General features: G+C 62.3%; 16 protein-coding genes. 13 read left to right on the top strand and 3 right to left on the bottom strand.

Going from position 1 to position 15,129, the window contains the following annotated elements; translation table 11 throughout:
* Positions 1–19 precede the first annotated feature (19 nt).
* From BWR02_RS12600 to ald, 6 genes are all read left to right on the top strand, one after another.
* Entirely contained in the window at positions 20–763 is a 744-nt protein-coding gene (locus BWR02_RS12600) for a M48 family metallopeptidase (RefSeq protein ID WP_139558110.1), read from the top strand.
* Positions 760–1,263, top strand: a complete 504-nt coding sequence (locus tag BWR02_RS12595; RefSeq protein ID WP_162560127.1) for a protein disulfide oxidoreductase — start codon at positions 760–762, stop codon at positions 1,261–1,263. The genes BWR02_RS12600 and BWR02_RS12595 overlap by 4 nt, the downstream gene beginning before the upstream one ends.
* 16 nt (positions 1,264–1,279) lie before the next feature.
* Positions 1,280–2,281, top strand: coding sequence for an NAD(P)H-quinone oxidoreductase (locus BWR02_RS12590; RefSeq protein ID WP_328591522.1), 1,002 nt, complete (start codon positions 1,280–1,282; stop codon positions 2,279–2,281).
* Positions 2,282–2,331: 50 nt separating this feature from the next.
* Positions 2,332–2,976 carry a tetratricopeptide repeat protein gene (locus tag BWR02_RS12585; RefSeq protein ID WP_162560126.1) on the top strand — a complete coding sequence of 215 codons (645 nt, stop codon included), beginning with the start codon at positions 2,332–2,334 and terminating at the stop codon, positions 2,974–2,976.
* Positions 2,977–3,149: 173 nt separating this feature from the next.
* Complete coding sequence (locus BWR02_RS12580; RefSeq protein WP_139558107.1) at positions 3,150–3,581, top strand: host attachment protein; 432 nt, start codon at positions 3,150–3,152, stop codon at positions 3,579–3,581.
* A gap of 101 nt (positions 3,582–3,682) precedes the next feature.
* The gene (ald, locus tag BWR02_RS12575; protein ID WP_139558106.1) at positions 3,683–4,792 is read left to right on the top strand and encodes an alanine dehydrogenase; all 1,110 of its coding nucleotides are present in this window, start codon (positions 3,683–3,685) and stop codon (positions 4,790–4,792) included.
* 37 nt (positions 4,793–4,829) lie between these two features.
* Here the strand turns inward: ald and BWR02_RS12570 are convergent, their stop codons facing one another.
* From BWR02_RS12570 to map, 3 genes are all read right to left on the bottom strand, one after another.
* Positions 4,830–5,135 (bottom strand): DUF6763 family protein, encoded by a 306-nt coding sequence (locus tag BWR02_RS12570; RefSeq protein WP_139558105.1) that lies wholly within the window; start codon positions 5,133–5,135, stop codon positions 4,830–4,832.
* Between the two features lie 189 nt (positions 5,136–5,324).
* On the bottom strand, positions 5,325–7,991 hold the full coding sequence (gene glnD / locus BWR02_RS12565) for a [protein-PII] uridylyltransferase (protein WP_139558104.1): 2,667 nt from the start codon (positions 7,989–7,991) through the stop codon (positions 5,325–5,327).
* Complete coding sequence (gene map / locus BWR02_RS12560) at positions 7,963–8,760, bottom strand: type I methionyl aminopeptidase (protein WP_129884135.1); 798 nt, start codon at positions 8,758–8,760, stop codon at positions 7,963–7,965. The genes glnD and map overlap by 29 nt, the downstream gene beginning before the upstream one ends.
* A gap of 228 nt (positions 8,761–8,988) precedes the next feature.
* Between map and rpsB the strand changes: the two genes are divergently transcribed.
* The 7 genes from rpsB to ispC all read left to right on the top strand — a co-directional run bounded on the left by rpsB (position 8,989) and on the right by ispC (position 15,120).
* Entirely contained in the window at positions 8,989–9,777 is a 789-nt protein-coding gene (gene rpsB / locus BWR02_RS12555) for a 30S ribosomal protein S2 (RefSeq protein ID WP_139558103.1), read from the top strand.
* Between the two features lie 128 nt (positions 9,778–9,905).
* On the top strand, positions 9,906–10,787 hold the full coding sequence (gene tsf / locus BWR02_RS12550; RefSeq protein ID WP_139558102.1) for a translation elongation factor Ts: 882 nt from the start codon (positions 9,906–9,908) through the stop codon (positions 10,785–10,787).
* 93 nt (positions 10,788–10,880) lie between these two features.
* Positions 10,881–11,615, top strand: a complete 735-nt coding sequence (gene pyrH / locus BWR02_RS12545; RefSeq protein ID WP_139558101.1) for a UMP kinase — start codon at positions 10,881–10,883, stop codon at positions 11,613–11,615.
* 5 nt (positions 11,616–11,620) lie between these two features.
* Positions 11,621–12,178: a ribosome recycling factor gene (gene frr / locus BWR02_RS12540; RefSeq protein ID WP_139558100.1), complete on the top strand. Its 558-nt coding sequence runs from the start codon at positions 11,621–11,623 to the stop codon at positions 12,176–12,178.
* 181 nt (positions 12,179–12,359) lie between these two features.
* The gene (uppS, locus tag BWR02_RS12535) at positions 12,360–13,097 is read left to right on the top strand and encodes a polyprenyl diphosphate synthase (RefSeq protein WP_521615334.1); all 738 of its coding nucleotides are present in this window, start codon (positions 12,360–12,362) and stop codon (positions 13,095–13,097) included.
* Positions 13,098–13,120: 23 nt separating this feature from the next.
* Entirely contained in the window at positions 13,121–13,936 is an 816-nt protein-coding gene (locus BWR02_RS12530; RefSeq protein ID WP_139558098.1) for a phosphatidate cytidylyltransferase, read from the top strand.
* Positions 13,933–15,120, top strand: a complete 1,188-nt coding sequence (ispC, locus tag BWR02_RS12525) for a 1-deoxy-D-xylulose-5-phosphate reductoisomerase (RefSeq protein WP_139558097.1) — start codon at positions 13,933–13,935, stop codon at positions 15,118–15,120. The genes BWR02_RS12530 and ispC overlap by 4 nt, the downstream gene beginning before the upstream one ends.
* Positions 15,121–15,129 lie beyond the last annotated feature (9 nt).

Below are 15,129 nucleotides of genomic sequence, written 5' to 3'. Positions count from 1 at the left end.
ATTTGGGGATGGGGCGCGAATGGCCAGTGAACCTGGGCTCGCCGGGATGGCCTTTCCGCTACATGTGCGCCGGAGCACCCGTGCCAAGCGCCTGCGCCTGATCGTGCGTGCGGACGGAGTGGAGTGCGTCCTTCCGCCCCGGTGTCCGGAGCGTATCGCGCGGGATTTCATCCGGCAGCATCATGACTGGCTGGTCCGGAAATACCGGGAGGCCATCGCCCATGCGCCGGCGCAGAGCTTCTGGCAGGAGGCTGGCGCTGCCCGGGAAGTCAGTTTTCCGCTGCAGGGGGTGCCAACGCCCTTTTTTTGGCAGGACACGCCGTCGGGCCGAGCCTGCGTTAGTTACAACGGCGAGGGTATCCGGCTCACGGGCTTGTCCTTGCCGATTGGGGCAGGGCAGATCGAACTGCTCACCTTTGCCTGGGCACGGGGATGGCTCGACCGGCGCGCCGGAGAATTGCTGCAGTTGCATGCCGAACGCATCGGGGTTCGTCCGCGGCAACTGCGCATCAAGCGGATGCGGACACGCTGGGGCAGTTGCGGCGCGATGAACGACATCAATCTCAATTGGCTGCTCATCGCCGTGCCGCCCGCAGTGCTGGAGTATGTCGTGGTCCACGAGTTGTGCCACATCTGCCACCGCAATCATTCCGCGCATTTCTGGACCTTGGTCGCGGAGCATTGCCCGGAATGGGAAAAGGCCCGACTATGGCTCAAAGCGGAAGGTGGACCTCTGCTGCATCGCTTCGGCGTGGTCCGATGAAGCCGCGGCGCACGTTGGGCTGGTGGTTCTGGCCCTTGCTGATCGTGGTTTTCTTCGCGGCGCAGGGCTGGAAGGATCGAACCTTGATCGAGGGGCAGGCCCCCCCGCTGACGAGCCGCTCGCTCGACGGGGCCGCATTCGAGTGGGGCGATCCGCACCGGGCGGGTCGGCCGGCCCTGCTGTATTTCTGGGCAAGCTGGTGTCCGATTTGCCGCGCCATGCAGGGGAACGTCGAGGCCATAGCGCGCGACTACCCGGTCGTCAGCGTCGCGCTGCAGTCGGGCTCGGATCAGGAACTGCGCGATTACATCCGCCAGCAGTCGTTCACGCTGCCGGTTCATGCAGACCCGGATGGTGCCATCGCCGCGCGCTACGGGCTCAAGGGCGTTCCGGCGGTCTTCATCGTGGACACGCATGGCACGATTCGCGATGCCGTGAGCGGCTACGCAACGGAATGGGGTCTGCGTCTGCGGTTGTGGCTGGCGGGTCTGGCCTCCTGAACGGAGCATACGCCCTATGACGGTCGCGACCATGCGGGTCATTGAGATCACCGAGCCCGGCGGTGCCGAGGTGCTGCGGCTGGCGGAACGGCCGCTGCCGGTTCCCCGAGCGGGGGAAGTACTGATTCGCGTGCAGGCGGCGGGCATCAACCGTCCCGACATCCTGCAGCGGTGCGGACTGTATCCACCACCGCCTGGGGCATCCGACATACCGGGACTGGAAGTCGCCGGGGAGATTGCTGCGCTCGGGCCCGACGCGGGCGGCTGGTCCATCGGCGATCGGGTCTGCGCGCTGGTCACAGGCGGCGGTTATGCCGAGTACTGCACTGCCGCCTCCGCGCTGTGTCTGCCCATACCCGAAGGCCTAACCGCAACCGATGCCGCTTCGCTACCGGAGGCCTTGTTCACGGTGTGGAACAACGTCTTCGACCGCGGAGGCCTGCAAAGCGGGGAGCACTTCCTGGTGCATGGCGGCACGAGCGGCATCGGCGTTGCGGCGATTCAGTTGGCCCGGGCTGCCGGCGCTGTGGTGTACGCAACAGCCGGAAGCTCCGAGAAGTGCCGCGCCTGCGTCGCGCTCGGCGCACAGGCCATCAATTACCGCGAAGAGGATTTCGTCGCGCGGGTCGATGCGCTAACGGGGGGGCGGGGTGTCGATGTCCTGTTGGACATGGTCGGGGGCGACTATCTGCCGAGGAATCTCGCGTGTCTGGCCGAAGGCGGGCGCTTGGTCCAGATCGCCGTCCAGCATGGCGCGAAAGCCGAGTTGGACCTGTTCAAGCTCATGGTGAAACGGCTGACCGTCACGGGGTCCACCCTGCGGCCGCGCCCAGTTGCCGAAAAGGCGCGTATCGCCGTGTCGCTGGCCGGCACCGTGTGGCCCTGGCTGGTTTCCCGCAGCGTGCGGCCGGTGGTCGATCGTGTCCTGCCGCTCGCCCAGGCGGCCGAGGCGCATCGCCTCATGGAAGCAGGCCAGCATGTCGGCAAGCTGGTGCTGCAGGTGGTGGATCCGATATGACGATGCCATGGCGCGCGGCGCTGTGTCTCTCGCTGTGTTGCGGAGTGGCCATGACCTCCCTTGCGGCGGACCTCGATACGGGACTGGACGCAGTCCGGCGCAAGGATTACGAGGCCGCCTTCGCTCAGTTTCGGCCGTTGGCCGAGCAGGGCGAGGCGGATGCGCAGGTGAATCTCGGCAACTTGTTCATGCGCGGCTGGGGGGTCAAACAGGATTACGCCACGGCCTTCGACTGGTATCAGAAGGCGGCCAACCAGAACCATCCGATCGCACAAGGCAAGCTCGGCATGCTGCATTACTATGGACTGGGCACCGTCCAGGATAGCGAGGCGGCGGCGAAATGGTTTCGCCTGGCAGCGGATCGCGGTGTCAGCGCAGCGCAGTCGGTGCTCGGCAACCTGTATGCTCAGGGCGATGGCGTGACCAAGGACCTGGTCCAGGCTTTTTTTTGGTTGACGCTGGCCTTCGAATTCGGTGATCAGGACGCGCTGCGCGTGCGGGGAGAGATCGCCCCGCAGATGACGCCCGGAGAAATCGGCGAGGCCCTCGGGAAGGTGGACGAGTGGAACCGTGACCGCGGTATACCGGATCCGGGCAGCGCGCCGGAGCCGGCCGCAGCGGCTGCCGAGCCGCCTACCGAGGCCCCGGCCACACGCTCCAAGGCCGCAGCGCAGGCCGTCAGGAAGCGTCACTGATGGTCCTCGCAGCAGCGGCGTGCGGTGGGCCCCGTGTTGCGTGAGATTCCGTGGGGTTGGCATGACAGTCCTCGGAGCAGGCGCCGCCAGCGAGCGAGTGCACGGAGTCCACGTCGGGCGCGTTGAGGCATAATACCGGTCGAAACTACCAGTAAAAGCGTACGGAGACTACGATGGAAAAGACATGGGTTGTTGCCGCCGAGAGCAGCCGCGCGAGGGTCTTTGTTTCGGAAAACCGGGTCAGTCCGCTGATCGAACTCGAGGACTTCGCCCATACCGATAGTCGAGTCAAAGACCAGGACATCGTTTCGGACAAGCCCGGAAGGGGGTTCGACGGTGTCGTGGAGGGGCGCCACGGTTTCGAGAAACAATCGGATGCGAAGCATCATGAGGCCTTGGTCTTCGCCAAAAGGGTGGCCGAGCGCATCGAACAGGGGCGCGCCCGCAGCGAGTTCGAGGCGCTCGTCCTCATCGCGGCGCCGGAGTTTCTGGGTATGTTGCGTCACGAACTGAGTGCTCCGACGGCGCGTATGGTCGTGAAGACGATCGACAAGAATCTGGTGCAAAAGCCCGAAGCCGACATTCGCGGCTACGTGTTTACGTGAGATCCCGTTGAACGCGGGGTGCGTGGAGCGGTCCGCGTGACCGCCCTCGCTGTCCCGCGGATCTGTTTCCTGTCGAGTGTAAGTCCGGAGGGGCCCCTGTCATGAAGATCGGAGTACCGAAGGAGGTCAAGGACCAGGAATATCGCGTCGCGCTGACTCCGGACGGAGCCGCAGCCCTGGTCGCTGCCGGTCATTCCGTCTTGATTGAGCACTCGGCCGGTGCGGGGTCCGGTTTCGACGACGCGGCTTATGTGGCGGCCGGTGCCGAACTCGGGACTGCCGACGAGGCCTGGGCCGCCCCGTTGGTACTGAAGGTCAAGGAACCGCTCGCAAGCGAGTACCGCTTCCTCGGAACGCAGACCGTATTCACGTTCTTTCACTTGGCCGGCGTGGACCCGGCATTGACTGAGGCCCTACTGCGTGCGGGCACCACGGCCGCAGCCTATGAGACCTTGGAAGATGCGGACGGTCGCCTGCCCTTGCTGGCGCCGATGAGCGCCATTGCCGGCAACATGGCGTCGCAGATGGGAGCCTATTACCTTGCCCGCTTCAATGGCGGGCGTGGCACGCAACTGGGCAAGGTCATGGGGCGCTCCTACGGCGAAGTCTTGATCGTGGGCGACGGGGTTGTCGGTTCTCACGCGGCCCGCACGGCGATCGGCCTGGGAGCAGAAGTCACGGTCGTGGGCCTCGATCCGCCCCGCGGCTCGGAACTGGCCAAGGAACTGGGCGACCGTCTCCATTACCGGATATACGACCCGGCGGTGCTTGCCGGCATGGTCCGCACGGCCGATCTTCTGATCGGGGCGATTCTTCACAAGGGGGCCCGGGCAGACTCCGTGGTCAGCGAAAGTATGGTCAGGTCGATGCCGCCCGGTTCCGTCATCGTCGACGTCAGCATCGACCAGGGCGGTTGTATAGAAACCTCGCGGCCCACGTCGCATTCGGACCCCGTCTATGTCCGGCACGGGGTTATCCACTATTGCGTCACGAACATGCCGGGGGCGTACCCGAGGACGTCCACGCTGGCCTTGACGCATGCAACCTTGCCCTACGTGTTGCGTCTGGCTGCGGAAGGCACCGGCGCATTCCGGGCCGACGCTGGCTTTGCCAAGGCGGTCAATGCCTGTGGCGGATACGTGACCTGCCGCGCCGCCGCCGAATCACTCGGGATCAGCGATCGTTACCGACCGCTGGAAACCCTGATCTGACGCGGCTGTGGCGTCGGGAACTGCCTACCCGCGAACATCAGCGTTCGTCCTCTGCGTCCAGGAGATCGTCGAGGTTGAAGTCGCGGTTGCGGTGACTGTCGGGGTCGCTGTAGCCCATGTCGTCGAGTTCGAGATCATCGAACGGGCCACTCCAGTCTTCCGGTGCTTCGATCGGGGAAAAGCCGGATTCAGCCCATGAGGCGAAATCGTATTCGCCCAGATCGCCGTTGAAATACTGAATCTCGATCGAGTCTGTGGCTTTGTCCACGGCAATGACTCTGAAGCTGCGGCCGGTAGCAGAATCCTGGTACCAGTTTTCGAGCTGAGCGGATGAGGCAACCATGGTAACGAGTCCTCCAGCGCGAGCACGCGGCAGGATGGGAAGTCGGCCGCGTAGGTGTTGCCGATAAGCAGTCTGCTCCGGGCTCACCGCAGCGGTGGATGTCGAACGGCGGGACTTGCCATACGACTCGGCTGGCTGCGCGCCCGGGGCGTCAGAATAGCATGAACTCTCCGCCCGGCAAGATCGGCGTCAGTTGCTGCCGACCATTTCGGTAATGGCCGTTTTCAGCGCCTCCCGGAGTTGGGCCGCGTGCAACGGACGGTTGTGCAGGTCGGTGATGTAGAAGATGTCCTCGGCATAGCTGCCGATGGTGGAAATCTTCGCGTTGTGCAGGCGGATGCCGAAGCGATTAAAGGCTTGCCCGACCTTGGACAGGAGGCCGGGACGGTCTGTCGCAACGAGTTCGATGATGGTGTACCGGCCTTCCGGGTCCTCCTTGAATTCGATGCGTGTCGGGACCTGAAAATGCTTGGTGTGACGCGGTTCCATGCGTTCGACCTTGAGGGGGGCCGCCCCCGGGTTTAGCAGGCAGCTCCGCAACTTCCGGCAGATGTCGATTTGCCGCATCTGGTCGCGGATCGGGCGTTCGCTCTGTTCGAGCACGTGGTAGCTGTTCAGCACGAAGCCGTTGCGCGTGGTGATGATCTTGGCGTCGAAGATCGTCAGCCCCAGCTGGTCCAGGACCGCGGTGCTGTGAGCGAAGATATAGTCCTGATTCCGAGCATAGACGAAGATTTCGGGGCTGCCGCGCTGACTCATCGGCCGCAGCAGGACCAGCGGCAGATCGCTATCGCTGCAGGAAGCGATGGCGATGGTGTGCCATGCGATCTCATCCGGCAGGTAGCGGATGAAGTATTCGTCGCCGAGATCGTTCCAGATGCGATCGACGGCTTCGCGTGGCATTCCATGCGTGTCGAGTAGATGGAGCGTCTCGGTCTTTATTGCGGCGATCTGTTCGGTGCGTTCCAGCGGGTTGTCGAGGCCTCGCCGCAAGGCCCAGCGTGTTGCTGCGTACAGGTCGCGCAGCAGTGCATCGCGCCAGCTGTTCCAGAGCGTCGGATTGGTGGCGCGGATGTCCGCGACGGTCAGCAGAAACAGATAGTTCAGCCGGTTCTGATCTTCGACCTGCTCGGCAAACTCATGGATGATCTTCGGATCGCTGATGTCCTTGCGCTGGGCAGTCAGCGACATCAGCAGGTGATTGCGAACCAGCCAGGTGACCAGCGCCGTGTCGCGACGATGAACGCCGTGGCGCCGGCAGAAGTCCTCGGCGATGTTCTCGCCGGCCACCGAATGATCATGCCCGCTGCCCTTGGCGATATCGTGCATCAGGCCCGCGATGTAGAGCAACTCGGGTTTGTCGATCAGTTCGAAGATTTCGTTGCACAGCGGATGATCGGGTCGAAACTTCTCGACGGAGAAACGGCGCAGGTTACGGATGACGAACAGGGTGTGCTCGTCGACCGTATAGACATGGAACAGATCGTACTGCATCCGGCCGACTACGCGCCCGAAAGCCGGCAGGTACGCGGCCATGACGCCATAACGGTTCATCCGGCGCAGCTGATGTGTAATGCCGCGCGGCTGCCGGAGGATGCTCATGAAGAGGGCACAGGCGCGTGGATCGTTCCTGAAACCCTCGTCGATCAGATGCAGGTTTTGCCGGATGAGCCGGATGCTGGAGGCCCTCACCCCGTGCAGTGCGCTGTTCTGCTGAAGGACGAGGAAGATTTGCAGCAGCGCCAGCGGCTCTTCGTTGAAGATGTCCGGATGGACGGCTTCGATGTAGTTGTTGACGGCCTGAAAATACCGGTTGATCGGCAGGATGAGGAAGTCTTCGGCGCCGTGCAGTACCGCTTCCTTGAACAGTTGCAGCAGCATCTCGTTGAGCCGCTCGATGCCCATGACGGTCCGGAAATAATCCTGCATGAACCGCTCGACACGTTCGTTGACGTCGTTTCCCTCGTAACCGAGCTGATTGGCCAGATCCTTCTGATGATCGAACAGCAGCCGATCCTCGCATTTACCGGTCAGTGCATGCAGTCCGAAGCGAACGCGCCACAGAAATTCCTGCGAGGTGACCAGTTCGGTGTACTCGTTTTCCGTCAGCCAGCCATGGACGATCAGGTCGCGGAGATTCTGGGAATTGTAGTGTCGCTTGATGATCCAGCCGATCATCTGTATGTCGCGCAAGCCGCCGGGGCCTTCCTTGACGTTCGGCTCGAGATTGTAGGCGGTGTCGTGAAATTTGGCGTAACGTCCGCGTTGCTCGGCCAGCTTGGCTTCGAAGTAGTGTCGGGAGGCCCAGATGCGGTCGGGGCCGATCTGCGTCCACAGTGCCGCGTACAGGTCGGCGTTGCCGTAGAGCAGGCGCGATTCCATCAGATTGGTGATGTCGGCCTGATCCTTGCCCGCCTGATCGATGCACTCGTCGAGGGTGCGCACCGAAAGTCCCGGCTTCAGCCCTATGTCCCATAGGAAGTTGCTGAAATTCGCCAGGTCGCTCTGGTAAATGACATGATGGAGACATTCGACGCCGGGCGTGTGCGTCGCGCAGTCGAGTAGCACGATCAGATCGATGTCGGAGCGCAGGCTCAGTTCGCCGCGGCCGTACCCGCCGCCCGCGACCAGGGCCAGGCGGTCGGCGTAAGCACCGAGGAAGTGCTGCCAGAGTTCGATCAGCAGCGCATCGATGAAAGCCGCTCGGGCCCGCAGCAGATCGCCGACGAGTTCGCCGTTGCGGAAACGCCCAACGAGAGCGGACTCGAATTGCTCGATGCGAGCGCGGTAGGCCCGGATGTCGAGGGGCGCCTCGACGAACGCCGCTTCAGGCGCCAACGGCCTGGGGATGGCCATAGTTGGGCATTTCCTCTTGGCGAAGAGTCAGGATCTCGTACCCGGTTTCGGTCACCAGAACCGTATGTTCCCACTGCGCCGACAAGCTGTGATCCTTGGTCACGGCGGTCCAGCCATCCGGCAGGATCTTCACGTGGCGTTTGCCCTGATTGATCATAGGTTCGATGGTAAAAACCATGCCCGGTTTCAGCTCCAGTGTCGCTCCGGCCTCATAATAGTGCAGGACTTGTGGATCCTCATGGAATTCACGCCCGATGCCGTGTCCGCAAAACTCGCGTACAACGGAGTAGCCATGGGCTTCCGCATGCTCCTGGATTGCCTTGCCGATGTCGCGCAGTAGCGCTCCGGGGCGGACCGTATCGATGCCGCGGTACATTGCTTCCTGGGTGACCGCGACCAGGCGGCGCGCGCGGGTCGTCGGTTCGCCGATGAAGAACATCTTGCTGGTGTCCCCGTGATAGCCGTCCTTGATGACCGTGATGTCGATGTTGACGATGTCGCCGGACTTCAGCTTCTTCGGGCCCGGTATGCCATGACACACCTGGTGGTTGACCGAAGTGCAAATGGACTTCGGAAAGCCGCGGTAATTCAGCGGCGCAGGTATGGCGCGGAGCTTGCCCACGATGTACTCGTGGCAGATGCGATCCAGTTCATCGGTACTGACCCCGGGACGGACATTGTCGCCAATCATTTCCAGGACTTCCGCGGCCTGCCGGCAGGCGACGCGCATCTTTTCGATTTCCTCTGGGGACTTGATGGAGATGGTCATGCTTGGAAACGGATCAGGGGGAGGGAAGGTGTGCAGCGTTGTCGGGTCCCTGCAGGTATGGTATAAAGCGCGACTTTAATAAGCAACACACACGGTCCGTCACGGGTGGCTGGGTGCCGGAGCACGCTCCGGTGGCCGCTTGGGGATCGTGGAGGCGTAACCCGAACGCCGGCTGATCGTCTGCCGCGAGGCACGCGACCGGTTGGCCCTTTATCTTTGGAGAAATTAATGTCGAATGTGACGATGCGTCAGATGTTGGAAGCCGGTGTGCATTTCGGCCATCAGACGCGTTACTGGAATCCGCGGATGGCGCCCTTCATTTTCGGAGCGCGCAGCAACATCCACATCATCAACCTCGAACAGACGCTGCCCCTTTTCAACGAGGCGATGCGGTATCTGGAACAGGTCTCCGCCAATCGCGGAAAAATTCTATTTGTCGGCACGAAGCGCACGACCCGCAAGGTGATCGAAGACGAGGCCCGCCGTTGCGGCATGCCCTACGTCAACTCGCGCTGGCTGGGCGGCATGCTGACGAACTTTAAGACGATCAAGCAGTCGATCGCCCGAATGAAGGAGCTCTCCGCCATCCGCGACGATGGCCGCCTGTCGCGCTTCAACAAGAAGGAAGGTCTCGGCATGATGCGCGAGCTCGAGAAGCTCGAGAGCAACCTCGGCGGAATCCGCGACATGGATCGCCTCCCCGACGTGATGTTCATCATGGACGTCGGCTACGAGAAGAATGCCGTTTCGGAGGCCAAGAAACTCGGCATCCCGGTCGTCGGCATCGTCGACACCAATAACAGCCCGGTCGGTATCGATTACGTGATTCCGGGTAACGATGATTCCATTCGCGCCGTGCTGCTCTACGCGCAGAGTGCTGCCACGGCGATCCTGCAAGGCAAGGCAAGCGGACTGGATATGGCCGCCGGCGCCGAAGACGAGTTCATCGAGATGGACTCGACGGGCGCGGACCCGGTCGTGGCCGAAGCCGACTACGCCGGCAGTGAAATGCTCTGATAGACCAGCCCGCGAGCGCCGTTAGCGATTCTCCGAGTCGGCGGCGCTCCTGCCACAGGCCTCCAGACGGGGGCTTTTTTTTGATACGCGGGCCTGCGTGTCCAGCTTTTAACAAGAGGTTTTGATTGATGACGATTACCGCGACCATGGTGAAGGAACTGCGTGAACGAACCGGTTCCGGAATGATGGAATGCAAGAAAGCCCTGGCCGAGACGCAGGGTGATTTGGAAGCGGCGGTGGAGTTGATGCGCAAGGCCGGTCTGGCCAAGGCGGATAAGAAATCCGGGCGCACCGCAGCTGAAGGTACGATCTCGATTCAGGTATCCGACGACGCCCACCGCGCGGCCATCGTCGAAGTGAACTGCGAAACCGATTTCGTGGGCAAGGGTGAGGACTTCCTCGCCTTCTGCGACGCGGTGGCCCGGACCGTGCTGGCCTCCGATGCAGCCTCTCCGGAGGCCCTGGCCGAACAGACCTTGGCCGGCGGTCAAGCAACGGTCGAGCAGGTGCGTCGCGAGTTGATCGCGAAGATCGGCGAGAACATCTCGGTGCGTCGTTTTGCGCGCTTCGACTCCGCCAACGGTCTCGTTGCTGCCTACCGCCATGGCAGTCGCATCGGTGTCCTGGTGGAGTTCACCGGCGATGCCACCGTCGGCAAGGACGTGGCGATGCACGTAGCCGCCAGCAAGCCGGTATGCGTTGACGAGACCGGTGTTCCGGCCGACGTGATCGCCAAGGAGCGCGAGATTTTTGCCGCACAGGCCGAAGCCAGCGGTAAGCCGGCCAACATCGTGGAAAAAATGGTCGACGGCCGGATCAAGAAATTCCTCGGAGAAGTCACGCTGCTCGGGCAGCCCTTCGTCAAGGATCCCGAGCAGACCGTCGCTCAATTGCTCAAGGCAAAGGGCAGCGAGGTCATGCGCTTCGTTCGCTTCGAAGTGGGCGAGGGCATCGAAAAGGTCGAATCGAACTTCGCCGAAGAGGTGATGGCACAGGTGCGCGGCAGCTGAGCTGACGGCGCGCAGTCCCGATGATTATTGGATGTCGCCGGCGTTTTCGAGCCGGTCGACGGGTCACATGGCCGCGAACACTGTGAGGCATTGATGAGCAACCCCCCGGTATACCGACGGATTTTGCTTAAACTCAGCGGCGAGGCCCTGATGGGCAGCCAGTCCTCGGGCATTGACGCCAGCGTGCTCCAGCGTCTGGCGGTCGAGATCGATGAGATCTGCAAGATCGGGGTCCAGGTTGGCTTGGTCATAGGCGGTGGCAACATCGTTCGCGGCGCCACGAAGGCAGCGGAAGGCCTGGATCGTGTGACCAGCGACCACATGGGCATGCTGGCGACGGTAATCAACGCGTTGGCGATGCAGGATGCCCTCGAGCAGGTGGGTCGCCCGACGCGCGTGATGTCGGCCCTGAAGATCAATCAGGTCTGTGAGGACTACATTCGGCGCCGAGCCGTGCGCCATCTGGAGAAGGGACGCGCCGTGATCTTCGCGGCGGGCACCGGAAATCCTTTCTTCACCACCGACTCGGCAGCCAGTTTGCGTGCGATCGAGGTCGATGCCGACCTTCTGATCAAGGCGACCAAGGTCGACGGGGTCTATTCCGCCGATCCGAAGAAGGACCCCGATGCGAGTTTCTATTCACGTATGACCTTCGACCAGGCGCTCGACCAGCGTCTGGACGTCATGGATGCGACGGCCCTGGTGCTGTGCCGCGACCATGCGATGCAGTTGCGCGTGATGAACATCTTCGAGGCTGGAGCGATCATGCGGCTGGTTCAGGGCGAGGACATCGGTACGCTGCTTCAGAACGGGAATCCGGAGGCTTAAGGTATATGGTCGAGGATATCGCGAAACGCACACGGGAGCGGATGCAGAAGAGCATCGAGTCCCTGAAGCATGAACTCGCAAAGATTCGCACCGGTCGAGCCCATCCCAGCTTGCTGGAACATGTGAAGGTCGACTACTACGGTAGCGAGGTTCCGATCAGTCAGGTGGCCAATGTGGCGATCGAGGATTCGCGCACACTGACCGTGACCCCCTGGGAGAAGACCATGGTGCAGGCGGTCGACAAAGCCATTCGTGCTTCCGATCTGGGTCTGAATCCGGCAACGACGGGTCTCGTCATTCGGGTGCCGATGCCGCCACTGACCGAACAGCGCCGCAAGGAACTGATCAAGGTCGTTCGCCACGAAGGTGAGGGCGGCAAAGTAGCAATCAGAAACATCCGTCGCGATGCGAACGCCGAAATCAAGGCGGCACTCAAGGAAAAGCAGATATCGGAAGATCAGGAGCGCCGCGTCGAGGAGCAGATTCAGAAACTGACCGATCAGTCGATCAAGGAAATCGACGTCTTGTTGGACGAGAAAGAAGCCGACTTGATGGCTATCTGACGCGGGCGCAAGCCCGCATCCGTCGCCCGGCACAAGCCCTGCCGTAGGTGCCGGGGCACATCCAGCGAATTCTCGGCACTCGCCCGAGTTCACGATTGCCCGGGTTGAGAGTGAAGTTTTGGTAGTTTCTACAACAGCCGCCCTGATGGAAGCCGAACCAAGAGCGTTTCCAGATCACCGAATGCCCCGGCACGTGGCCATCATCATGGATGGCAACGGGCGCTGGGCGCAACAACGGTATCTGCCGCGTACCGCCGGCCATCGCGCGGGCGTGACCGCCGTGCGGAAGGTGGTGGAGCATTGCGTCGAGAAGGGGGTCGAGGCGCTGACGCTGTTCGCGTTCAGCAGCGAAAACTGGCGCCGCCCGCAGGAAGAGGTCTCGGTTTTGATGGACCTGTTTCTGTCCACGTTGGGACGCGAAACCGAGAAGCTGCACGAGAACCGCGTGCGCTTGCGGATTATCGGCGACCGCAGCGCCTTTTCGCCACAGTTGCAGGAAAAGATTGCTGCGTCCGAGGCGCTGACGGCGGGTAATTCCGGCATGAGCCTGATCGTCGCCGCCAATTACGGCGGACGTTGGGACATCCTGAACGCGATGCGTACCTTGGCGGCACAGATAGCAGCAGGTTCCCTGCGCGCGGAGGATCTGACCGAGGACTTGCTCTCCCGTCACGTTTCGCTGGCGGATCTCCCCGAACCGGACCTTTTCATCCGTACCGGGGGCGACCAGCGCATCAGCAATTTCATGCTGTGGCAACTCGCCTATACGGAATTGTTCTTCACTGCCACCCTGTGGCCGGACTTCGACGAGCAGTTGCTCGATCAGGCCTTTGCTGACTTCGCCCGGCGGCAGCGCCGTTTCGGCTACACCGGCGAGCAGGTCGAAGCCCTGTCATCCGGCCACGGCGACATCAGTTAGCTTGCAATAAGGAAAACCTTGCCATGTTGAAAATCCGCCTGATCACGGCCGCGGTGTTGGCGCCGTTGATCGTCCTGGCCATTTTGCAGTTGCCGCCCCTGTGGTTCGCCTTTTTGTGGGGTGTGGTCCTTGCCGTAGCGGCCTGGGAATGGTCGGGTCTGGCGGGTCTGGCCGGGGTGCCGGCCCGGCTGGTTTTTGTCGGAGCGCTGATTGCCTGCCAGGTCTCCGGCAAATACTGGGCCAATTACGCGATTGATTGGCTGCCGTGGGTTGTCGCTGCATGGTGGTTCGTCGTCGGCATGGCACTGCGCATGGCTCCAGACCGCGTGCTGGCCTGGCGCTACCCGACTGCCGTGAAGCTGGTGATCGGCTGGTTCGTACTGCTGACGGCCTGGATACTGATGCTATGGCTCCGGGTCAATTTCGGCGTCAAGCAGGTCTTGTTCCTGGTGTTATTGATCTGGCTGGCCGACGCCGCCGCCTATTTCGCCGGGAAGCGGTTCGGGCGCACGAAACTCGTGCCGCAGATCAGCCCCGGCAAGACCGTCGAAGGGGTTTATGGAGCGCTGCTGATTTCAGCGCTGTACGCTGCCGGCGTGGGGATCTATTTCGACTTCAAGCCCATTGTCATCTCGGACTTCGTGGTGCTATCCCTGGTGACGGTGATCATTTCGATCGCGGGGGACCTTTTCGAGAGCTTGTTGAAACGCCAGCGCGGGGTCAAGGACAGTGGCGCGCTGTTTCCTGGGCATGGCGGGGTGCTGGACCGCGTGGACAGTCTGGTTGCAGCCGTGTCGATCTTCTACCTGGGTTCTTATCTGCGGGAGATCTTCCTGTGAAACGGCTTTGCGTCCTCGGCTCCACCGGATCGATCGGCGTCAATACACTCGATGTCGCTGCTCGGCATCCGGACGAACTGTGTGTCGTCGCCCTGACGGCAAACCGCAATATCGAGCGCCTGGCCGAGCAATGCGCCGCCCACCGCCCGACCTATGCGGTGGTCGTCGACCCGGAACAGCGACAGCCGTTGCGCGAAAAGTTGGAAGCCCGGGGCGTGCGCGGCGTCGAGATCCTGGCGGGCGCATCGGGTTTGGAACACGTCGCATCCCTGCCGGAGGTGGATACCGTGATGGCGGCGATCGTCGGTGCCGCAGGCTTGCTGCCGACCCTGGCCGCTGCCCAGAAGGGTAAGCGTGTACTGTTGGCAAACAAGGAAGCCCTGGTGATGTCCGGACCGCTGTTCATGGCGGCCATCCGACTTTCGGGCGCCGAGTTACTGCCGATCGACAGTGAGCACAACGCGATCTTTCAGTGCATGCCCGCCAGTTATCGCGCCGGCACCCGGGCCCGCGAGGTCCGGAAGATCATGCTGACCGCGTCGGGTGGGCCGTTTCTGAAGGCGCCGCTGGAGACTCTGGCGCACATGACGCCGGAGCAGGCAGTCGCGCATCCGAACTGGGTAATGGGCCGCAAGATCTCGGTCGATTCGGCGACGATGATGAACAAGGGCCTGGAGGTGATCGAGGCCTGCCTGTTGTTCGATCTCTCGCCTGACGAGGTTACGGTCGTCGTCCATCCTCAGAGCGTCATTCACTCGATGGTGGACTATGTAGATGGTTCCGTGCTGGCTCAGATGGGCAACCCGGATATGCGTATCCCGATCGCTCACGCGATGGGTTGGCCTGACCGCGTGGAATCGGGGGCCGAACCTTTGGATCTGTTCAAGGTCGGACGTTTAGAGTTCGTTGAACTGGATACGCAGCGTTTCCCGTGCCTGCCGCTGGCCTATCAGGCGGTCAGGGCGGGTGGAACGGCCCCCGCCATCCTCAATGCCGCCAACGAGATGGCGGTGGCGAGCTTCCTGGACGGCCGCATCCGATTCACGGCGATTGCCGAGACGATCCGTCATTGCCTGGACGTGCTCCCGGCTTCGGCGGTTGGTAGCCTCGACGACGTGTTGGATGCCGACCGCACCACCCGTCACACCGCCAGCCTTTATCTGGAGAAAGCCTCGACCGCTTGATGCCATGCC

It is taken from the genome of Methylotetracoccus oryzae, assembly GCF_006175985.1.
GTDB lineage: Bacteria > Pseudomonadota > Gammaproteobacteria > Methylococcales > Methylococcaceae > Methylotetracoccus > Methylotetracoccus oryzae.
Note: the sequence above shows the minus strand (reverse complement) of the source record. Positions and strands in the feature narration are given on the sequence as shown.